Below are 19,444 nucleotides of genomic sequence, written 5' to 3'. Positions count from 1 at the left end.
GAGGAGAGTTTGCGATGAAATTGATACGCAGAGAGCATAAAGTGAGAGCTTTCCATCAAGCGAAATGGGATGAGCCAGTCATCTTTGAACTTCATCAGCCTGGCGAGCGCGGCGTAGAGGTGCCGGAAGCAGAACCGGAAATCGCGGCTGCGGTTGGCGACGGCGTATCGGCTATTCCGGCTTCCATGCGCAGAGCAACTGCCGCGAAGCTGCCGGAAATCGGTCAAGCGAAAGTGCTTCGCCATTACTTGCGAATCTCTCAGGAGACGCTCGGCTCCGACTTTAACGTCGAAATTGGCCAAGGTACCTGTACGATGAAATATATTCCGCGTATCAACGAGTTTTTGATACGTACCGATAAAGTGGCGGATATTCATCCGCTTCAAGACGAAAGCACCGTACAAGGCATGCTCGAAATTTACCATCGCATGGATCTCGCCATGCGCGAAATTTCGGGTATGGATGCATTCAGCTTCCAGCCGAGCAGCGGGACGCAAGCGCTGTTTGCGATGGCTTCCATCGTAAGAGCGTACCATGATGCGAACGGAGAAGGCGACCAGCGCGACGAAATCATCACGACGATTTTCTCCCATCCATCTCAAGCCGCTACGGCAGCTGTCAAAGGATACAAAATCATTACGCTTTACCCAGACGAAAACGGCTTCCCGGATATCGAAAAGCTGAAAGCGGCCGTTTCGGAGCGCACCGCAGGTTTCGTTGTGGCGAACCCGGAGGACACCGGCATCTTTAACCCGCGTATCCGCGAGTTTACCGATATCGTCCATGAGGCGGGCGGCATTTGCTTCTACGATCAGGCGAATGCGAACGGCTTGCTCGGCATTGCTCGCGCCAAAGAAGCGGGATTCGATATGAGCTTCTTCAATCTTCACAAAACGTTTGCGGCGCCGCATATGTGCGGAGGTCCTGCTACGGGAGCGCTCGGCGTTGTTGAAAAGCTGAAGCCGTTCCTTCCTGGTCCATTTGTCGAGGAAGAAAACGGACGTTACACGTTCCGCTGGGATCAAGAGCGCAGCATCGGCAAAGTCCGTTCCTTCCATGGCGTAGCTCAAACGGTGCTTCGTTCCTACGCATGGATTCGCGCTCTAGGCGCTGACGGACTGGTGGACGTCGCCAAAACAGCGGTTCTCAACAACAACTACTTGTACCATAACATTACTAAAATTCGTGGAGCGAGCGCTCCTTACGTACAAGGAATGCGTCTGGAGCAGGTACGCTACAGCTGGGAGCAGATGGCGAAGGAGACGGGCGTGACAACGGAAGACGTGACGCGGCGGATGTGCGATTTCGGCCTTCATTATTGGACCAGCCATCATCCTTACATCGTCAAACAGCCGTTTACGCTTGAGCCGACAGAATCCTATTCCAAAACCGATCTGGATGAATATATCGCCGCTTTGGAGCATATTTCCCATGAAGCGTATACCAATCCGGAAATCGTGAAAACAGCTCCACACGCAAGCACCGTACACCGAATCGACGAGTCGTCCTTCGATGACCCGAATGAATGGTGCACAAGCTGGCGCGTCTATTTGCGGAAGGCGGAGCGCGATTAACATTTCAATGCAACAGTATTAATATGCTTCGGTCATTCAAGCCAGTCGTCGTAAAAATTCGGCGATTGGCTTTTTTGTTTTGCTTGTAAAGTTGGTTGCTTTGTACTTGGGATTATCACTGAGGTTTTTCGAAGATTATTGCCGCTGTTCAATATAATAACCATCCTGTTGAATTGATCTTCAAATTCCTTTATAAAATTTTTTACAAAAATACTCAAAAAGGGCTAGACAAATATAGGGTAGGGGGGTATAGTATAGACATGAAGAGCACACAGGAAGCCGGGATACGAAAGGAGCAAGAGCAAAAAATGCATAACAAGCATACTTGCTAGCTTCTCTCCAATACTAAAGAAAATGAACGTCCGGCCCACCCCCTTTTAAATAAAACAGCAAAACTAAATCGAATGAAACTTAGGAGCTGAAAATAATGAGCGAAGCGACTCACCTTTCAAAAGACAACGGTCAAATCACATTTGATATTTCGGGTATGACATGTGCGGCCTGCGCAAGCCGGATTGAAAAGGGTTTGAACAAAATGCCGGGCATTTCGCAGGCAAGCGTAAATTTTGCGATGGAGACGGCCAGCGTCACTTTTTCCCCATTAGAAGTGAGCGTCGAGGAAATGCAAAAGAAAGTGAAGCAGCTCGGCTATGAGGCGGCTTTGAAGCAAGAAGAGAAGCGCACGCAGGAGCACCGCTCCAAAGAAGTGAAGCGCCATAAGCTCACTCTTCTCTTCTCGGCACTGCTTTCGCTCCCGCTATTGTGGAGCATGGTCGGTCACTTCTCGTTTACTTCTTGGATGTACGTGCCGGATTTATTTATGAATCCTTGGTTCCAGCTTCTCCTAGCTACACCGGTTCAATTTTATGTAGGCGCGCCGTTTTACGCTGGAGCATACAAAGCGCTTCGCAACCGCAGCGCGAACATGGATGTGCTCGTGGCGCTTGGAACATCGGCGGCTTACTTCTACAGCCTGTATTTAACTATCGAATGGTCGCTAGCTGGAGCTTCCGCACACCACGGCCCATCCCTTTATTATGAAACAAGCGCCGTGCTGATCACTTTGGTTGTTATGGGCAAACTGTTCGAAACGTTGGCAAAAGGGCGCACTTCGGAAGCAATCAAATCGCTTATGAGCTTGCAAGCCAAAACTGCTCTAGTCATTCGCGACGGAGCAGAGGTAACCATTCCAGTTGAAGAAGTTGTGACCGGCGACGTTGTAGTCGTTAAACCAGGCGAAAAAATTCCTGTTGACGGTCAAGTGCTCGAAGGAAGCTCATCCGTAGACGAATCCATGCTGACGGGCGAAAGCATCCCGGTTACGAAAAACCCTGGCGACACCTTAATCGGCGCCACTATTAATAAAAACGGTCTTTTGCGCATGACAGCTACTAAAGTCGGTAAAGATACAGCTCTTTCCCAAATCATTAAGGTGGTTGAGGACGCTCAAGGTTCCAAAGCCCCTATTCAAAGAGTAGCGGACGTCATTTCCGGCATCTTTGTCCCTATCGTTGTAGGTATTGCGGTTATCGCTTTTGCTGTATGGTATTTCTTCATCACCCCTGGCGATTTTGCGGAGTCGCTTGAAAAAGCAATCGCCATTCTCGTTATTGCTTGCCCTTGCGCACTCGGTCTAGCTACACCGACATCGATTATGGCAGGTTCCGGCCGTGCGGCTGAGCTAGGGGTGCTGTTTAAAGGCGGCGAGCATTTGGAAGGCACTCACCGTATAAATACGATCATTTTGGACAAAACGGGTACAGTTACAAAAGGCAAGCCGGAATTGACCGACGTCATCACTTCGGATATCCAGGAAGAAACATTCCTAAGGCTGGTTGGATCGGCGGAAAAAGGTTCGGAGCATCCGCTGGCGGAAGCGATTGTAGCGGGCATTGAAGAAAGAGAAATCGCATTGCCGCAAGCTGAATCATTCGAAGCAATTCCAGGCTACGGTATCAAAGCGACAGTGGAAGGCCGTAAGCTTCTGGTCGGCACAAGAAAGCTGCTTGACCAAAACGGAGTAAACGCATCTGCTGCTTACGAAGAAATGTCCTCTCTGGAAAGCTCGGGCAAAACGGCTATGCTGGTTGCTATCGACGGGAAATACGCTGGTATGGTAGCGGTAGCCGACACGATTAAAGAATCGTCCCCTGCAGCCATCGCTCGTTTGAAGGCTATGGGAATCGAGGTAATCATGATTACTGGCGACAACGTTAGAACGGCTAAAGCAATCGCGGCCAAAGTCGGCATCGACCGTGTGCTGGCGGAAGTATTGCCGGAAGGCAAAGCGGAGGAAGTGAAGAAGCTTCAGGCGCTCGGCAAAAAAGTGGCGATGGTCGGCGACGGCATTAACGACGCTCCAGCTCTTGCTACGGCGGATGTGGGCATGGCGATTGGCACGGGTACCGACATCGCGATGGAAGCTGCCGATGTCACTCTTATGCGCGGCGATTTGTCCAGCATTCCCGATGCGATCGTCATGAGCCGCAAAACGATGTCCAACATCAAACAAAATCTGTTCTGGGCGCTTGGCTACAACACGCTGGGCATCCCGATTGCGGCAATCGGCTTGCTCGCCCCTTGGGTAGCCGGAGCGGCTATGGCACTCAGTTCCGTATCGGTTGTATTAAACGCGCTGCGTCTGCAGCGGGCAAAAGTAAACTGAGAGAAGAGGGATTATAGATGACGGACAAAGCGGCCATTACGATATACACAATACCTACTTGCAGCGATTGCGCCCATGCCAAGCAGTATTTTCAAGAACGGGGAATCTCCTTCGAGGAAAAGAAATGCGAGGAAAGCGAGGAGTACAGAAGGGAAGTATGGGATCTGACGGGCAAGCAAACGGTTCCTACGCTTGTTGTAAAAGGCGAAGTGTTTGTCGGCTTCGCACCCAACTTATCGGCAATTGCCGCATTGCTGGATTGAGCCGCTAGCGCAATGGTCCACGGTTTAAATACAAAGGGTTAACGAAGCCAATTCGTTAGCCCTTTGTTTGATGTCGGCCCGTCTCTATTTTCCCACTTGACTATAGATAATATTGAATATATACTTAATTACAAATAGTAAGTAACACTACAATAATGAGGTGGAACGACATGACATATAAACTGCATCCCGCTACCCGTTTAGGGGAAGTGAAATTAAAAATTAGCGATTTGAAGAGGTCGCTTGCTTTTTACGAGGAAGTGGTCGGTTTCAAGGTTAAAAGCCAGTCCGGCAATACGGCCGAATTAACGGCGGATGGCGGAACGGTGCTGCTCGTGCTGGAGGAAGTGCCCGACGCCTATATCGTGCCGCAAAGAACGTTTAGCGGCTTATATCACTTCGCTATTCTGGTTCCTACGCGCAAAGATTTGGGCTTGTCGCTCAGAAGGCTGATGGACAAAGGCATCTCTATCGGTCAGGCCGACCATTTGGTGAGCGAGGCGCTGTACATTTCCGACCCCGACGGGAACGGCATCGAAATATACCGCGACCGGCCAAGAGAGGAATGGGAGTACGATACTCAAGGTTTCGTAAAAATGTCGACCGACCCAATTGATTGGGACGGGCTGCTAACCGAAGCAGCGGGCAGCCAGTGGCAAGGGCTTGCTCCCGCAACCGTAATCGGGCATGTCCACCTTCATGTGAGCGACCTTCATAAATCGAAACATTTTTATTGCGATGCCCTTGGCTTTGATGTCGAGGCGGATTGGAAGAAGCAGATGGGCGCCTTATTTATTGGTGCGGGTCGATACCATCATCATATCGGCTTGAACATTTGGGCGGGCCCGGGCGCGCCGCCAATTCCGGCGAATGGAACGGGGCTGGATTACTTTACGATTGTGCTTGCAGGGGAAGAGGAGCTGGAGAAAACGGTGCAGGGCGCAGTCGGAGCAGGTGTGTCGGCGGAACGATCGGGCGGCGATTGGTGGCTGAAAGACCCTAACGGCGTTAAAGTGAAGCTGACGGTTTAATCGGTTAATGGAGCAAACGGGTTTTTCGTATGGCAGACGAGCAAATGGAACAAAATACATCAGTATGATTGAGATGGATCCACTCTATTTTCGAAGGGAAGAGGAAAGATGACAGGTACTAATATTCAAGCGGGGACAGGCGATTTTTACGGAGCGGTGCAAAACAGAAGGTCTGTATATGCGATAAGCAGCGAAGCTGTCGTTTCTGACGAACGAATCCAAGAGGTCATCGAACATGCGGTTAAGCATACGCCTTCGGCGTTTAATTCGCAAAGCGCACGCGTCGTTGTTTTGCTGGGAGATCAGCACAAAAAAGTGTGGGGATTGACGACGGAAACGTTGAAAGCGATCGTGCCGGAGGATCAATTTGCTTCAACTGAGCAAAAAATGGACGCTTTTGGCGCCGGATATGGCACTGTCCTCTTTTTCGAGGATCAAGCGGTAGTAGAAGGGTTGCAGAAGCAATTTGCGGCTTATGCCGACAACTTCCCGGTTTGGTCGAACCAGTCAAACGGCATGCTGCAATACGTCATTTGGACTTCGCTTGAGCAAGAAGGTTTTGGCGCAACGCTCCAGCATTATAATCCGCTTATTGACGATAAAGTAAAGGCGGAGTGGAACATCCCTTCGAGCTGGAGACTGCTGGCGCAAATGCCGTTCGGCAAGCCGGTCGCTCCTGCTGGGGAAAAGCAATTTTCTTCGATTGAGGATCGTGTGAAAATTATAAAATAATAGCCGATGTACAGACTCGCTCTGGCCGCCGCGTTCATACGTGGAGGAGAGCGAGTTTTTTATTTTTAATTCATACTTGACAGGTAAGAATAATTGGTTTAATCTTAGCGTCAACGATACGTGAACAGTCATTAAATGAACAACCATTAAATGAACGTTCACCATCTTAAATTTAAAATAGTGCCGATTGGATCTCCAAAGGCTCCTGCTCTCTGTACGCCAACGCGTATGGGGAATCCGGGAGCCTTTTTTGCATTCCTACAAAGGGGAGAACGGAAAGGAGCGGCATGGACAATAGTACAGGGAATTTGCTGGAGGAGGCCGATTGGCTGTTTCGGAAGCTGGTCAGGCGATTTGTGAAGGAGCGGGACAAAATTGCGATCCAGGGAGTTTCCCTCCCCGGGCTGCTCATTCTCAATTCCATTCATCAACAAGGCAATCAACGGCTGGGCGAGCTTGCGGAGCAGCTGGACTTTACGTCGGGAGCGGTTACCGCGTTGTGCGACAAGCTGGAGGACGGCGGTTACGCAGTGCGGGTAAGAAGTCCGGAAGACCGCAGAACGGTTGAGCTGGCCATTACGAATAAAGGACGGGAACTGCTGAATGAAACCCGTCATGTCGGAGCGTATATGACAGGCGCATTATTCGAAGGTTTTGAGGAAGAGGAGCTGCGCCAGCAAATTCGGTTTTATCAAAAAATGATTCGAAATGTAGAGAAGTTTTCGGATGCGGTTTTGGCTTATGCGGCGGAGGAGCATGAGCAAGAGCTGCCCTCCGTTGCTAAGGGGACAGCGGACTATTCTGCGGGCCGAACAAACCGGTTTGTATCTTATTAACGAGGCGAGAGGAGAAATCAACATGGGACATCCAACTATTTATCCAACGGGAACGACGGTTTATAACCCGCAAAAGGCATGGAGCGGCTATACGCTCTATCAGGCGGCGGACACGGGGGCGCTGCTCATCGACATGAACGGCCGGGAGGTTCATTTGTGGAAAGGGCTGCGCGGTTTTCCAAACAAGCTGCTGCCCGGCGGCTATGTGCTGGGAAGTACGGCGGAGCGCGATCCGAAGTACGGCTTTCAGGACGAACTGAACCTGGTGCAAGTCGATTGGGAGGGACGGGTTGTTTGGAAATTTGATCGGTACGAGTGGATCGAGGACCCCGGACACCCGGCACAATGGATGGCGAGGCAGCATCACGACTACCAGCGCGAAGGCAATCCGGTCGGTTATTACGTTCCGGGCCAAGAGCCCAAGACGGATTCAGGCCATACCCTTTTGCTAACTCACAAAAATGTGAGCCGTCCCGAAATTTCCGACAAGGAGCTGCTAGACGACGCGATCATCGAGGTCGACTGGGAAGGGAATGTCGTATGGGAATGGGTATGCAGCGATCACTTCGAGGAATTGGGCTTTGACGATGACGCCAAGGCGGCGCTGTACCGCGATCCGAATACTCGCTTTTTCGGCGCAAATGCAGGAGATTGGATGCATATTAATTCCGCCTCGGTGCTAGGGCCTAATAAATTTTATGATGCGGGAGATGAGCGGTTTCACCCCGACAACATCATTTGGGACGCTCGCGAAACGAACATTATAGCCATTATCGATAAAAAAACGGGCCGCATCGTATGGAAGCTAGGGCCGACCTATAAGGACGAGGCAACCAAACATATCGGCTGGATTATCGGTCAGCATCACGCTCACCTCATTCCTAAAGGATTGCCTGGCGAGGGCAACCTGCTCGTATTCGACAACGGCGGCTGGGCCGGGTATGGCCTGCCAAATCCGGAATCGCCCGACGGGCTCAAAAATGCGCGGCGAGATCATTCCCGAATTCTTGAAATCAATCCGGTTACGCTTGAGATTGAATGGCAGTACACGCCGACGGAAGCGGGGTTTGTCGCGCCGCTGGACTCCTACCGGTTCTACAGCCCTTATATTAGCTCGGCGCAGCGCTTGCTGAACGGCAATACGCTTATTACCGAAGGGGCGGACGGCCGAATATTCGAGGTGACGGCTGAGCATGAGCTTGTATGGGAGCATATCTCCCCCTATAAAAACAAGCGCAACTCCAATCTCGTATACCGGGCTTACCGCGTGCCGTACGAGTGGGTTCCGCAATTGGAGCGGCCGGAAGAGACAGAGATCGCGCCTATCGATGTTGCCGATTACCGATTGCCGGGGGCGGCGCCGCGCGGAGCGCTGACGGCGGTTGAAGTGGAAGGTACGGCCGTTTACGGCGAAGGCGCATTATGCGTGGCAAGAAGCGATGAGACGGGGCAACAGGAAGGGGATGGACGCGATGCGGAAGGTTAGCGTAAAACAGTTGGGGTTATGGCTGCTTGCTCTTGCAGCCACAAGCATATTGCTGGCGGGCTGCGCCAGCGGGGAGAAGCAAGGCGCAGAGTTGAAGCTGAGAATAGCGGACATTACAACGAACCCCGTTTTTCAGGTAGCGAAAAACAAGGGCATTTTTGAAAAATACGGAATCGATGCGGAGCTTGTCACCTTTGCGACTCCCGCCGAAGGAGTAAACGCCCTCTTTATTAAAGGGGTGGACGTAGCGTTCGGTGCCGACTTTCCGCTTTTGAACGCCGTAAGCAAAGGCGACTATTCCATTATTGCCTCCTCTGGTACCGCGACCGATCTAAGCGCTTCGGAATGGAAGCTGTACGTGCGCAAGGAGATTGACAGCGCCGCCGAGCTAAAGGGGAAAAAGCTGAGCTTCTCGCGCGGCACTTTTATTCCTTATCTTTGGGACGTTTATTTGGCGGAGAATGGAGTCGCTTTGAAGGATGTGGAGCTGATTGGGCAAGGCGGATTTGACGAAGCGTATGTGGCGCTCAAAAAAGGAGAAATCGATGGGGCATGGGTTTACGGAGCCGTTTTGAACGAAAAGTTCGGCGCTCTGGAGGAGGCTTACGCGCTTACCGATATGTCGCAAACCCCCGTTCGTCTCGGCCAAGGTTTTGTCACCACGAATGATCTGATTCAGAAGAACAGAGATGGTGTTATCGCTTTTCTGAAGGCGGTGGATGAGGCGTCCCGTTATGCGCAGGAACATCCGGACGAAACGGCGGACATTTTGTTTAAGGAAGTGAAGCAGCCGAGGGAAGCGACGCTGAAGGATTTGCCGAAAAACCCTTGGAAAATCGGCTTTACGCAAAAGGCGCTCGACGGACTTGCCGGACAGAAGCTTTATATGGTGGATAACGGCATTATCGAAAAAGATTTTGAATTAACCGACAAGCTAAATCTCGATCCCCTTCGGGAGGCGTTTCCGGATCGTGTAATCGAATTGAAGCAGGGGGAATGAGTCATGGGAGCGACGGCGAAGCGCAACGACATTCGGATTGAACGGCTGAACAAAAGTTACTCGCAGCAGTCTGCGGGCGGCGGTGATTTGCACTATATTATTCAGGACGTGGATTTGGCGGTCAAAAGCGGTGAGTTTTTTGTTCTGCTTGGGCCAAGCGGATGCGGCAAGTCGACGCTTCTAGGGCTCATAGCCGGCTTTGTTTCCAAAACGTCGGGACAGGTGCGAGTGGGGGACGATGAGGTGGAGCGTCCCGGAAAGGATCGCGCGGTCGTGTTTCAAGGGGCGGATTCCTCGTTGTTCCCTTGGCTTACCGTTAGAGAAAACGTGGAATTCGGACTCCGCATGAAGCGCGTTCCCTCCCCGGAGCGCCGCGTCATATCGGATCGCTACATTGCGCTTGTCGGTTTATCCGGCCATGAAGGCAAATTTCCGCGCGAGCTGTCCGGCGGGATGAAGCAGCGTGTGCAGCTTGCTCGCGTACTCGCCAACGACCCGGCTATTTTGCTTATGGATGAGCCGTTTGGAGCGCTTGATGCGATGACGAGGCGAACGATGCAGAAGGAGCTTGTAAACATTTGGCGCAGCACGGACAAAACCGTTATTTTCGTGACGCACGATATACAGGAGGCGCTGCTGCTTGGCGGCCGAATCGGGATTATGTCGCCTGGCCCTTCCTCCAACATTACGCATATTTATGAGGTGCCGATGGGTTATCCGCGTGAGCTGGCTTCGCCTGCATTTCAGGAGTTGTACAACCGGATTCAAGCTCATTTTGATCATTAGAGGGACGCTTGATCGTTAGAGGGAGGGGGAAACGCGATGAGCGAAAAATGGAAAAAAGCGGGCTTGCACGCGCTATTTATACTGGTAGGACTTATAGTATGGCATCTTCTATCGCTGTTGTACGGGCCGGAAATTTTGCCGGGTCCTCTCTACACGGCGCAAGGAGGATATGAGCTGCTTCAAGACGGGACGCTGCTGCATTATATCGGAATCAGCTCGTTTCGCGTACTTACGGGATGGACGCTTGGCAGCCTCATAGCGATTCCTGCAGGGCTCATTATCGGGAAGGTAGGACCGATTCGCGCGGTAGCGGAGCCGTTTCTGAATTTTATCCGTTTTATTCCGCCGATCGCTTTTATTACGCTGTTTCTCGTTTGGTTCGGCATCGGGGAAACGTCCAAAGTCGCCCTGATCTTGTACGCGACGTTTTTTATCGTGACGCTCAACACGCTGACAGGCGTTTTATCGGTGGAGGAGGATAAAATTCGTTCGGCTAGAAGCATGGGCGCTTCGGAGTGGCAAATTGTGCTTCATGTCATCGTTCCTTCGACAGTTCCTTATATGTTTACGGGCATTAGACTTGCAATGGGCACGTCGTTTATGGCGATTATCGGAGCCGAAATGATTGCGGCGAACGAAGGCGTCGGTTATTTAATTTGGAATTCGCGGCTGTTTTTCCGCACCGATTGGATTTTTGTCGGTCTAATCAGCCTTGGGCTGATGGGGTTTTTGACGGATCGGGGCGTGGCTTGGATCGGAAGAAAGCTGCTGTCTCGTTATGGCGTCGTCAGCACCAATGCTTTACGGAGATAGGCTATTTCAATAAAAGCATTTGTTTGGGCTGGTACTAAGAAGAGTTGGTACTATTCGGTCTATTCCGCCGTTGCTATAGTGGAAGCAAGACAAGACAACAAGTCGGTTTCCACTAAAGCGAAGAGGTGAAGGGCATGATGGCTGCTCATATGAACGTCAATGCTGATGCCAATCCACAACCCAATAAGGCTTACTTGTACGTATTGCTGTCCCACACGGGAACGATGGTTACGAGAATGTTTAAACTCTTTACAAAAGCGCCGTACAATCACGCCACGCTGGCGTTTGACGCGGAGCTTAATGAACTATACAGCTTTGGCCGCAGAACGGCGAGAAACCCGCTAAACGCGGGTTTCGTCCAAGAAGATGTTTATGAAGGCACTTACCGCCATTTTCGGAAAACGAGCTGCAAAGTGCTGCGTTTGGAAGTGACGGCGGAGCAAAAGGCGGCGGTTGCCGACGCGATTAAGGTCATTGAGCGCAACAAGGCGAGCTTTGCGTACAACTATATCGGTTTGCTCGGCGTTTTGCTCAATCGGGATTTAAAAATCGACAACGCGTATTTTTGCTCCCAGTTTGTAGCGGAAGCGCTTCTGCAAGGTGGAGTGAAGCTATGGGATTCCAAGCCGACTGCGCTCGTCACTCCGGATGATTTCCGGCAGCATTCTGATATGGAAGTCCTCTACACGGGAGGGCTGTACGATTACCCGGAACTGGATGCAGGCAAGCTGTATCAGGCAAACATATATACGACACGAACCGCCGCTTTAAAAGTCAACTGACCGGGCTCAACCGGCGAGCCAAAATCTCCCGCAGCCATCGCCGCTTTAAACCGGATGGGCGCACCGTCTTGCGAAATTTCCTGCACCTGGCACGGTACGGAAGACAAGGCGACGCCCATCGCATCGGCAATGCTTTTGGCCTTGGCCGCGGCGTTTCGAACGGCAGCTGAAAGTGCCTCTCCTTGGAGCAGCGCTTCATTGGATGCGGCAAAAGTAATGTCGGATACCGAATTGGCTCCGCTCGCTACTGCGGTATCTATGACAAGGCCGGCTTGATCCGTTCCACTGAGCGTAACGCCGAGCAGATGGGTCGACCGGTATCCCCGGAACGTTTGCTTGCCGTCTACATAATCGTATTGCGGATCGATGGAATACAGCTTGGTCTGGATTTGCTCGCGCGGAATGCCGAGCTTCAGCAAGGCTTCAATGATAGAGGCGGCTGTTTTCGCATTTTCCGCTTGTACGGGCTGAACTTCCGCTCCCTCCGTGACTACTCCTACTGTAATGGCGGTCCGATCAGGGATTGCCGCCACACTCCCCTCACCTATAACTTCTATCGTGAAATCGCATGGGGCTTGCTTTTGATGGTCTCCGCTAAAGGACATCTTCCCACTCCTCTCGTTTCGAATCCTATACAGGGGGCTACCTTCATTATGGAGGATAGCGGACCATCTTTCAAATCGCCTCAGCTTTCCTCTGCCCCTCATCTATTTTGCTGCCTTCTCCTCATGAAAGGCCAACTATTCTGTAAAAGCCAAGACTAAGGTCGGGTAGGCCGAGGTACTAAGGAAGGATGTTGAAATACGGCTCATGACTGTCATCAATTTCCATATTTAACTGTAGAGTAAAAGTAACAATTCTACAGGAAAAGGTGATAAAAATGGATCGTTCGTTATGGTTCAAAGGGGAAAAGTGGCTCGTATGGACAGGGATATTGGGGTTCGTATTAGCTGTTTTGTGCGGAGTAGGAGTTCTTGTGTACGGAGTGGAGGAGTTTCCGGGGAAAGGCCTGGTTAAAGCGGCCTCCTTTAACGCAGCGCTTGGTCTTTTCCTCATATCGACAGCAGCCATTATTCCGTTATCGGGACTTGGCAGGATAGGGAGAGCGGTGTTCCGCTGGTCGTATATCGCGCTCGGATTGTTCGCCTATTTTGCGGAGACGGTACAAAATTACAGGGGAGTCAATCCACGTTTTGTGGAAGATGGATCGGCATTTGATATTGCTATAGCTAACGCTTTCGGCACGGATGCCATGCTGCTCGTCGTTTTCTACGTGTTTCTCGGGGCGCAGTTTTTCCGCAAACGGACTTACCAATTGCAGCCGACTGTCATTACAGCTTTGAGGTATGCGATGATTGCTATCTTTGCCTCGTTTATGGTCGGATTTTGGATTGGCGCCAATCAGGGACGGTATATCGGCCTCGAAGGCAATCTAATTTGGCTTCATGGCATGGGCTTTCATGCTCTACAGGCGCTGCCGTTCATTGCATGGCTTGCTGTGCAGGGCTCGATGTCGGAAATGGGAAAACGGCTGGTTGTTCATGTATCGGGCGTCGCCTTTTTGTTCGGCTTGCTGGCTATGGGATGGCAAACGTATGAGGGGCGCACGCTTGCGGAGCTTTCGCTATTCCCGCTAGCCGCACTCGCTTGTTACCTGGTCGTCACTTTTGCCGGAGTGCGGGCTCTTCTGGAAGCTGTTCGGGGCAGAAACGGCAGTCGCCCTCTGCATAAGGGAGTAGGCTCTTAATCACTTATCGCTTGGGAGCGTTGGATAAAGGAAGCGACGTCGTTTCAAAACGCCCGGCAGGAGAAATCGCTGGGGAGGGGGTTTGTGCATGAATGAAGGCCGCATCGGAGGCGACCGGGGACTCCAAATCTTCGATGGGAGCGGGAGGGTTTGTAATGCCGCCATACAGAGTAGCGGCTGCAAGCAAGAGGAGACAAACATTTTTGATCGTCAGCTTTTTCATGGCCTAATTCCTCCTAACCGGGCTAGCCGGGGCGTGGATCGAACTAGCTTTAGTGTAGCTGGTGACTGTGAAGAGAGTGTTATCCCAATATAAAGGTTTTGAAAAAAGAAACGAACCGATGAAGCGGAGTCAATCTCCGTTTGCCGGTTCGTTTTTTTCGTATTATTGAGCCGCTTTCATTTCATTTGCCGCTTGGGGCGTAGAGACTTTGCTTTCGGTCATTTTACTGCTGCCGTTGAAGACGCCTCCGGCTTCAATAATAAGCGATTGCGCGGAAATATTCCCGTTCAGCACTCCGGTAGCGCAAATCGTCAGCTTGCCGCGTATTTCCGCATTGCCGTTCAATTGCCCTGCGAGTACGAGATCGCGAGCCGTTACGTTAGACTTGGCCGAGCCGCTTTCTCCAATAATGACGTCGCCGGAGGAAACGATATCGCCGATAATGGTACCCTCGACGCGAATGCCGGCCTCGGATTTGATTTTACCCTCGAAGACGGTGCCTTCGCCAATCAACGTATCTGTGGAGTCGGGATTGATTTTGGGCCCGCCTAATTTGCTTTTGAACATGGAATCACGGTTCCTTTCTGTCTTCTTTTATGTAGGGCATAGGATCGACGTGCACGCCGCCTACGATAACCTCGTAATGGAGATGGGGGCCTGTGCTTCGGCCGGTATTGCCAAGCTCCCCGATAAGCTGTCCTTTTTTCACTTTGTCGCCCACCTTGACGAGCCGCTCGTTCAGATGGAGATACCGGGTCTCAATGCCCCGTCCATGGTCGATGATGATGTTGTTGCCATGAGGATACGTGTTCTCCGACAACGTGATTACGCCGTCTGCCGCCGCATAAATGGCATCGCCGCGGTTGCCTCCAAGATCAAGGCCGGAATGCAGCGACGATCTTCCGGTAAAAGGATCGCTTCGTACGCCGAAGGTAGACGTAATTTTACGCGAATCGGCCGGCCAAATAGTCGGGGTAATACGAAGCAGCTGCCTATAGTTGTGAAGCGCCTTGATGGTGGAGTCTAGGCTTGGCGCCAAGGCATCCATTTGGGCGGACAGGTTTTGAAATTGCTGAATGGTCTCTTTCGCACCCGGTTCCAAGGTATCGTCTTCCAGATTAAATTCTTGCCCGCCTTGCCCTCCGCCGTCTTCGCTTCCGCTTGAAACGCGCACGGTCGTCTTTTCGATGCCGGCAATTTCTTTTAGTTCCAGCTCCAACTGTGAAATGGCCGCTAGCTTGTCTTCCACTCCCTTGGCTTCATTAGACAGGGTGGAGAGATCGGCTTCGAGTGCGGCAATCGTGTCTTCTTTTGTTTTTAATTCATCGATATGCCCGGCTTCCATTGCCGAAAGCTTGCTTTTTAAATCCCGGACGGTGCCAGCATTGTTCGAAAATAAGGATATGAATAGGGCGGAGCATATGGCGAGCAGCAAAATAACGGCCGGAACCAGCGCAAACCATAATCCGGATATCGGATAACGTTTAACGGACGCGTTTGCATCCGGGATGACCATAACCGTAAATCTTTTTGACAACCACTTCATAAAGCTCCGCTCCTCCTAAATCTTCCAATAAAGACTCGACCCCTCCTATTCGACAGCTAATCCGAAAAATCCTCTTTTTTTGGCAAAAAAAGTGTAAAAAATATGCAGATTTTTTTAAGGAGGGTATTCGAGCTTGTTCGAGGCAATTTACCAGCGGGCCTGAGGGATGGTACTCTATAGAAATAGAACTTGGATTACAGCGATAGAGGATAAAGGAGAGTGGATGGGAATGTTGAAATGGGACGGGCATACGCACACTCGTTTTTGTTACCACGGCAGCGATGCGGAGCAGGAACTGTACTTAGAGCGCGCCATAGAGCTGGGCTTCCAGCGTTATACGATAAGCGAGCATCCTCCCTTGCCGGAGGGGCTTATTCCTGACGAGAAGCTGTTCAAGGAGCTGGCTATGCCGATGGAAGAGCTGCCTCTTTATTTGGACTATGCGAAAGAGATGAGGCGGAAATACGAGGGACGGCTGGAAGTTGCCGTCGGTATTGAATTTGATTATTTGCCGGGGCAGCTTGATTTTACGGAGGCTATTTTGGACAAGGTGCAAGACGAGCTTGAAGATGTGGTGTATTCGGTGCATTATTTGCCCGGCGTTGGCGGGACGCGCTGCATCGATTATACGCCGGATGACTTCAACCGCCATCTGCTGGCTCATTACGGCTCGATGAATCGGGTCGCGGAAGAGTATTACAACCATGTAGAAGCGGCTATTGAATGGGCGGCGCGATTGCCTATGCGCAAACGAATCGGGCATATTAACCTCATTGAAAAGTTTAGCGGGGCTTTGCCTCCAATCGACGAATCGCTTATTCGCCGCAGATTGGAAAACATTTTGCCGCTGCTGCAAAAGAGCGGGGTCGGCATCGACGTTAACGCAGCCGGATTGCGGGTAGCCACCTGCGGAAAACCTTACGTGCCGGAATGGTTTTTGGCGGAGTGCAGAAAACGGGATATTGCTTGCGTATACGGATCGGACTCCCACAAGCCGGAGCAAGTCGGCCTTGGCTGGGATTGGTTCGAAGAGCAAATGAAGCGTCCGCTTGGTTAAAAGGGAAGGAGATGGATATGAGCAAGCTAGTCATTAAAGAAGTTCCTTCTGCTAGCGCCGATTTGGCCTATTTGATTGCCAAGCTGGACCGGTATTTGGAGGGCATATATCCTGCCGAGGAAATCTTTTCGGTCGATTTCTCCGATCCGAAGACGGAGGAGATGGTGTTTGCCGTCGCTTACTGGGACGGAGTTCCCGTTGGCTGCGGCGGCATTCGGAGGCTTGAAGCGAGCATGGTGGAGCTGAAGCGATTTTTCGTTGAGCCGGACATGAGAAGAAAAGGGATCGCCAAGTCGTTGTTCCACTGGCTGGAGCAGCGGGCCGGCCATCTTGGGTGCGCGGTTATGAGGCTTGAGACGGGAGCGCCGCAAGTGGAGTCGGTTGCCTTTTACAGCAGCCAAGGCTTCTATGAAATCGAACGTTTCGGCGAATATGTCGATTGCCACTCCAGCTTTTGCATGGAAAAGAAAATCGCCCCATGTTAATGGGGCGGGCTTAAAGGCTGCGAGTTAGACGGCGCTTCGTTCAAAGGCGACAATCCATTGCCTTTTTGTTGCGGCGTAGCCGGAATCGCCTTCGACGACGAGGCCGTACAGCCCTTTTACGTCTAAATATTCTCTTCGGGTACCATCGTCGAATTCAAGCGTAATGTAATAGTACGTGCGGGAGGACGAGTTCATTTGGCCCAGTCCGTTTTGGTTTTGATGCAGGTTCGCACCATTACGGACTTCCATTCGTTTGCCGACAATTTTGGCGTAGGAACTCTCCTCTTTTGCACGAGTATTACGGAGATGATTGGTGGTGGTGTAAAGGATTCCTCCCATAACAATAATAAACACGATGATGAACATGATTGGAAAGATCGTAGTAACAAAGCCGAAAAAGCCCCCGCCGCTCCCCTCGAAAGCAGGATCTGATCCGAAGTTGAACATGTGCTAAACCTCCTGTAGCAAGTAAGTAGAATGATAGGAAAATACGAAGATGTGCAGCAAATTGTTCCAAAAACATTAACGGAACCAAAGATCCCGAAACCGGACCCACCCAAGCGATTCCAGCGAAATGCCTTGTACGGAGGGATGGAAAGCCGTTTTTAAATGTTTGCGGTACAAAAAGAGAAGGGAATGGCGCGCCGTCAGCCGCTCTTCCATTTGAACGAACAGCCCCGCACGAGTATCGGGGTTCGGCTCTGCCAGCAAGCGGCGGATCGACTCCTCAAGCTGTTCCCGAACGGATGGCTCCATGCGATGGCGCATGTTTTTGAACAGGTCGATCAGCCGAAGCTCGCGATGCTCATCCAGCATAACGGCGAACAGCAGAAGATCGGCTTCCATGCGGACGCTCCCTTTTAACTGCTCGACCTCGACCAGCCGAATTTCGATGGTGAAGCCGGCTTTTTCAAGCAAGTTTTTGATCATGGCGGCATCGTTTCCATACTGAGGGATGGTCAGCAGCACCAAAGCTTCGCCGTTGTATCCCATCTCCTTCAAGGAGTCTTTGCTGACATGCCGTATTGTTCCTGGTTTGCTGCCGCCCCCGGAATTATTTGATTGCTCGCTCTTACGGCTTGGCCAAAAGCTGTCCGCGCTTTCGATGACGTCGCCTGACAAAAGACGAAGCAGCTCGGTACGGTTAATGGCCGCATTCAGCGCTTCGCGGAGCTTGTGGCTGACGAGCGGCCCACCTTTGAGTTCATTAACGGTAATAAATTTGCAAGTGGTGCCGGATTGCCGCACCTGCTGCCACTGTCTGCCGGCCATGCCCGTAAGACGGACGTTGTGCATTACTTGAAATTGGCGCCACTCTTCCTTTTCCTTCTCCATTTGCCCCGGCTCGGCGGGCATCGTCCACACCTCTACCCGATCCAGAAACGGCCTCTCCTTAAAGTAGTTCGGGAAAGCTTCCAGTATCCAAATGCCTTGTCCTCCCGAAAGAAGGCGGAACGGCCCGGTTCCGACCGTCATTCCTTGCGCCGAACCGAACGCCTCTCCTTCGGTTTCGCAAATATCTTTTGGCACAATGGAGGAACGGTTGGTTGACAAGAAGGAGAGGAACGCCTCGTTTCGCTCCTTCAACCGGATGCGCACTGTCGTTTCATCCGGCGTTTCCATCCCCTCAATGGCATTGTATACCCAGCTGTACAGCCCGCTAGGCACCCGTTTTTGCAATCTTTCGAGCGTATATTTGACATCGGAGGACGTCATTTCGCGGCCATGATGAAAGAAGACTCCTTTACGCAAATAAAAGGTCCATTCCGTTCGCTCCTCGTTCGTTTCCCAAGCATGGGCCAAATGGGGGAGAACGTCGCCGCCTTTTACATCCATGCGGACCAAACTGTCGTAGAGCTGGTTCACGAGATGAGATTCCCCGATATAATGAATGCCCACAGGGTCAAGGGTGCCGATGGTGCCGGGCAGTGGAAAACGAAGCATATCCTTCCGGCGGGTTCCCTCAAGCTCGCTTCGGAAACCAAACTGACCGGTTAGACGCTGTTGAAACTGGCCCATCGCCGCAGTTCCCGCCCCTTTTTGCTGCAACAGCTCCAAAGCGGCCTGCAAATTTCCTCTAAGCGCAAGCTCCTCCGCTTCCTCCAGCAGCAACGATTCCAGCGGTTCCTTGAACAGGAGCAAAGAACGATTGCCCCGTCCGCGCTTCGGCGTCCATACAATCCAGCCCTCCTGCTCCATTCTTCTTAGCAACAGAACCATGTTGCGCTGTGTGCAGTCCAGCGTCTCCGCGAGCTCGGAAGTCGTCACCTCGATGGGCTCTCCGTTTCGGGCTTCGGGATACGCTTCCCGCAGCAAAAAGTAATGTCTGCGAACTTTCATGCCATAGGCCTTCTTTCATTCAGAAAATATGAAATTAATCGTTTTAAAATTGCACTTTTTGTTCTTATTTTCTAGGTT

The 19,444-nt window shown here is 51.6% G+C and carries 20 protein-coding genes; 14 read left to right on the top strand and 6 right to left on the bottom strand.

Features of this window, described 5'->3' with window-relative positions; genetic code table 11:
* Positions 1-14 precede the first annotated feature (14 nt).
* From gcvPB to ACFQZE_RS13180, 11 genes are all read left to right on the top strand, one after another.
* Positions 15-1,574 carry an aminomethyl-transferring glycine dehydrogenase subunit GcvPB gene (gcvPB, locus tag ACFQZE_RS13230; protein WP_379357631.1) on the top strand — a complete coding sequence of 520 codons (1,560 nt, stop codon included), beginning with the start codon at positions 15-17 and terminating at the stop codon, positions 1,572-1,574.
* Positions 1,575-2,001: 427 nt separating this feature from the next.
* Positions 2,002-4,239 (top strand): heavy metal translocating P-type ATPase, encoded by a 2,238-nt coding sequence (locus ACFQZE_RS13225; RefSeq protein WP_379357629.1) that lies wholly within the window; start codon positions 2,002-2,004, stop codon positions 4,237-4,239.
* 17 nt (positions 4,240-4,256) lie between these two features.
* Complete coding sequence (locus tag ACFQZE_RS13220) at positions 4,257-4,502, top strand: glutaredoxin family protein (RefSeq protein ID WP_379357627.1); 246 nt, start codon at positions 4,257-4,259, stop codon at positions 4,500-4,502.
* Positions 4,503-4,672: 170 nt separating this feature from the next.
* A complete protein-coding gene (locus ACFQZE_RS13215; protein WP_379357625.1) occupies positions 4,673-5,533 on the top strand; it encodes a VOC family protein in 861 nt (286 codons plus the stop codon).
* Between the two features lie 108 nt (positions 5,534-5,641).
* On the top strand, positions 5,642-6,265 hold the full coding sequence (locus tag ACFQZE_RS13210) for a nitroreductase family protein (RefSeq protein WP_379357623.1): 624 nt from the start codon (positions 5,642-5,644) through the stop codon (positions 6,263-6,265).
* Positions 6,266-6,552: 287 nt separating this feature from the next.
* Positions 6,553-7,101: a MarR family winged helix-turn-helix transcriptional regulator gene (locus tag ACFQZE_RS13205; protein WP_379357621.1), complete on the top strand. Its 549-nt coding sequence runs from the start codon at positions 6,553-6,555 to the stop codon at positions 7,099-7,101.
* Between the two features lie 22 nt (positions 7,102-7,123).
* Positions 7,124-8,587, top strand: coding sequence for an aryl-sulfate sulfotransferase (locus tag ACFQZE_RS13200; RefSeq protein WP_379357619.1), 1,464 nt, complete (start codon positions 7,124-7,126; stop codon positions 8,585-8,587).
* Positions 8,574-9,587, top strand: a complete 1,014-nt coding sequence (locus tag ACFQZE_RS13195; RefSeq protein ID WP_379357617.1) for an ABC transporter substrate-binding protein — start codon at positions 8,574-8,576, stop codon at positions 9,585-9,587. The genes ACFQZE_RS13200 and ACFQZE_RS13195 overlap by 14 nt, the downstream gene beginning before the upstream one ends.
* 3 nt (positions 9,588-9,590) lie before the next feature.
* Positions 9,591-10,373, top strand: a complete 783-nt coding sequence (locus ACFQZE_RS13190; protein WP_379357615.1) for an ABC transporter ATP-binding protein — start codon at positions 9,591-9,593, stop codon at positions 10,371-10,373.
* Between the two features lie 36 nt (positions 10,374-10,409).
* Positions 10,410-11,186, top strand: a complete 777-nt coding sequence (locus ACFQZE_RS13185) for an ABC transporter permease (protein WP_379357613.1) — start codon at positions 10,410-10,412, stop codon at positions 11,184-11,186.
* A 134-nt stretch (positions 11,187-11,320) separates the two neighbouring features.
* The gene (locus tag ACFQZE_RS13180) at positions 11,321-11,968 is read left to right on the top strand and encodes a hypothetical protein (protein ID WP_379357611.1); all 648 of its coding nucleotides are present in this window, start codon (positions 11,321-11,323) and stop codon (positions 11,966-11,968) included.
* Here the strand turns inward: ACFQZE_RS13180 and ACFQZE_RS13175 are convergent.
* Positions 11,920-12,573 carry an SIMPL domain-containing protein gene (locus ACFQZE_RS13175; RefSeq protein WP_379357609.1) on the bottom strand — a complete coding sequence of 218 codons (654 nt, stop codon included), beginning with the start codon at positions 12,571-12,573 and terminating at the stop codon, positions 11,920-11,922. The two genes, ACFQZE_RS13180 and ACFQZE_RS13175, sit on opposite strands and share 49 nt — an antisense overlap.
* A gap of 275 nt (positions 12,574-12,848) precedes the next feature.
* Between ACFQZE_RS13175 and ACFQZE_RS13170 the strand changes: the two genes are divergently transcribed.
* Positions 12,849-13,715 carry a hypothetical protein gene (locus tag ACFQZE_RS13170; protein WP_379357607.1) on the top strand — a complete coding sequence of 289 codons (867 nt, stop codon included), beginning with the start codon at positions 12,849-12,851 and terminating at the stop codon, positions 13,713-13,715.
* A gap of 4 nt (positions 13,716-13,719) precedes the next feature.
* Here the strand turns inward: ACFQZE_RS13170 and ACFQZE_RS13165 are convergent, their stop codons facing one another.
* From ACFQZE_RS13165 to ACFQZE_RS13155, 3 genes are all read right to left on the bottom strand, one after another.
* A complete protein-coding gene (locus ACFQZE_RS13165; protein WP_379357605.1) occupies positions 13,720-13,938 on the bottom strand; it encodes a hypothetical protein in 219 nt (72 codons plus the stop codon).
* A gap of 162 nt (positions 13,939-14,100) precedes the next feature.
* Positions 14,101-14,505: a bactofilin family protein gene (locus ACFQZE_RS13160; protein WP_379357603.1), complete on the bottom strand. Its 405-nt coding sequence runs from the start codon at positions 14,503-14,505 to the stop codon at positions 14,101-14,103.
* A 4-nt stretch (positions 14,506-14,509) separates the two neighbouring features.
* A complete protein-coding gene (locus tag ACFQZE_RS13155; RefSeq protein ID WP_379357601.1) occupies positions 14,510-15,484 on the bottom strand; it encodes a M23 family metallopeptidase in 975 nt (324 codons plus the stop codon).
* A gap of 229 nt (positions 15,485-15,713) precedes the next feature.
* Here ACFQZE_RS13155 and hisJ point away from each other — a divergent pair, with 229 nt between their 5' ends.
* Together hisJ and ACFQZE_RS13145 are read left to right on the top strand one after the other, a co-directional pair.
* Positions 15,714-16,541: a histidinol-phosphatase HisJ gene (gene hisJ / locus ACFQZE_RS13150; protein WP_379357599.1), complete on the top strand. Its 828-nt coding sequence runs from the start codon at positions 15,714-15,716 to the stop codon at positions 16,539-16,541.
* 17 nt (positions 16,542-16,558) lie between these two features.
* Positions 16,559-17,026, top strand: a complete 468-nt coding sequence (locus tag ACFQZE_RS13145; RefSeq protein ID WP_379357597.1) for a GNAT family N-acetyltransferase — start codon at positions 16,559-16,561, stop codon at positions 17,024-17,026.
* A gap of 24 nt (positions 17,027-17,050) precedes the next feature.
* Here ACFQZE_RS13145 and ACFQZE_RS13140 read toward each other — a convergent pair whose 3' ends face one another.
* Entirely contained in the window at positions 17,051-17,473 is a 423-nt protein-coding gene (locus tag ACFQZE_RS13140; protein WP_379357595.1) for a DUF2500 domain-containing protein, read from the bottom strand.
* Between the two features lie 75 nt (positions 17,474-17,548).
* Complete coding sequence (locus ACFQZE_RS13135) at positions 17,549-19,366, bottom strand: ABC transporter substrate-binding protein (protein WP_379357593.1); 1,818 nt, start codon at positions 19,364-19,366, stop codon at positions 17,549-17,551.
* Positions 19,367-19,444 lie beyond the last annotated feature (78 nt).

Origin of the sequence: Paenibacillus sp. GCM10027627 (assembly GCF_042675505.1) — a bacterium.
Classification (GTDB): Bacteria; Bacillota; Bacilli; order Paenibacillales; family Paenibacillaceae; genus Pristimantibacillus.
Note: the sequence above shows the minus strand (reverse complement) of the source record. Positions and strands in the feature narration are given on the sequence as shown.

Excerpts from the sequence above, each read along its gene's own strand:
- ACFQZE_RS13220 (WP_379357627.1), top strand. The coding sequence starts at position 4,257 with ATGACGGACAAAGCGGCCATTACGATATACACAATACCTACTTGCAGC.
- hisJ (WP_379357599.1), top strand. The coding sequence starts at position 15,714 with ATGTTGAAATGGGACGGGCATACGCACACTCGTTTTTGTTACCACGGC.
- ACFQZE_RS13215 (WP_379357625.1), top strand. The coding sequence starts at position 4,673 with ATGACATATAAACTGCATCCCGCTACCCGTTTAGGGGAAGTGAAATTA.
- ACFQZE_RS13185 (WP_379357613.1), top strand. The coding sequence starts at position 10,410 with ATGAGCGAAAAATGGAAAAAAGCGGGCTTGCACGCGCTATTTATACTG.
- ACFQZE_RS13175 (WP_379357609.1), bottom strand. The coding sequence starts at position 12,573 with ATGTCCTTTAGCGGAGACCATCAAAAGCAAGCCCCATGCGATTTCACG.
- ACFQZE_RS13190 (WP_379357615.1), top strand. The coding sequence starts at position 9,591 with ATGGGAGCGACGGCGAAGCGCAACGACATTCGGATTGAACGGCTGAAC.
- ACFQZE_RS13210 (WP_379357623.1), top strand. The coding sequence starts at position 5,642 with ATGACAGGTACTAATATTCAAGCGGGGACAGGCGATTTTTACGGAGCG.
- ACFQZE_RS13165 (WP_379357605.1), bottom strand. The coding sequence starts at position 13,938 with ATGAAAAAGCTGACGATCAAAAATGTTTGTCTCCTCTTGCTTGCAGCC.
- ACFQZE_RS13145 (WP_379357597.1), top strand. The coding sequence starts at position 16,559 with ATGAGCAAGCTAGTCATTAAAGAAGTTCCTTCTGCTAGCGCCGATTTG.
- ACFQZE_RS13160 (WP_379357603.1), bottom strand. The coding sequence starts at position 14,505 with ATGTTCAAAAGCAAATTAGGCGGGCCCAAAATCAATCCCGACTCCACA.
- ACFQZE_RS13155 (WP_379357601.1), bottom strand. The coding sequence starts at position 15,484 with ATGAAGTGGTTGTCAAAAAGATTTACGGTTATGGTCATCCCGGATGCA.
- ACFQZE_RS13200 (WP_379357619.1), top strand. The coding sequence starts at position 7,124 with ATGGGACATCCAACTATTTATCCAACGGGAACGACGGTTTATAACCCG.
- ACFQZE_RS13180 (WP_379357611.1), top strand. The coding sequence starts at position 11,321 with ATGATGGCTGCTCATATGAACGTCAATGCTGATGCCAATCCACAACCC.
- ACFQZE_RS13225 (WP_379357629.1), top strand. The coding sequence starts at position 2,002 with ATGAGCGAAGCGACTCACCTTTCAAAAGACAACGGTCAAATCACATTT.
- ACFQZE_RS13205 (WP_379357621.1), top strand. The coding sequence starts at position 6,553 with ATGGACAATAGTACAGGGAATTTGCTGGAGGAGGCCGATTGGCTGTTT.
- ACFQZE_RS13170 (WP_379357607.1), top strand. The coding sequence starts at position 12,849 with ATGGATCGTTCGTTATGGTTCAAAGGGGAAAAGTGGCTCGTATGGACA.
- gcvPB (WP_379357631.1), top strand. The coding sequence starts at position 15 with ATGAAATTGATACGCAGAGAGCATAAAGTGAGAGCTTTCCATCAAGCG.
- ACFQZE_RS13195 (WP_379357617.1), top strand. The coding sequence starts at position 8,574 with ATGCGGAAGGTTAGCGTAAAACAGTTGGGGTTATGGCTGCTTGCTCTT.
- ACFQZE_RS13135 (WP_379357593.1), bottom strand. The coding sequence starts at position 19,366 with ATGAAAGTTCGCAGACATTACTTTTTGCTGCGGGAAGCGTATCCCGAA.
- ACFQZE_RS13140 (WP_379357595.1), bottom strand. The coding sequence starts at position 17,473 with ATGTTCAACTTCGGATCAGATCCTGCTTTCGAGGGGAGCGGCGGGGGC.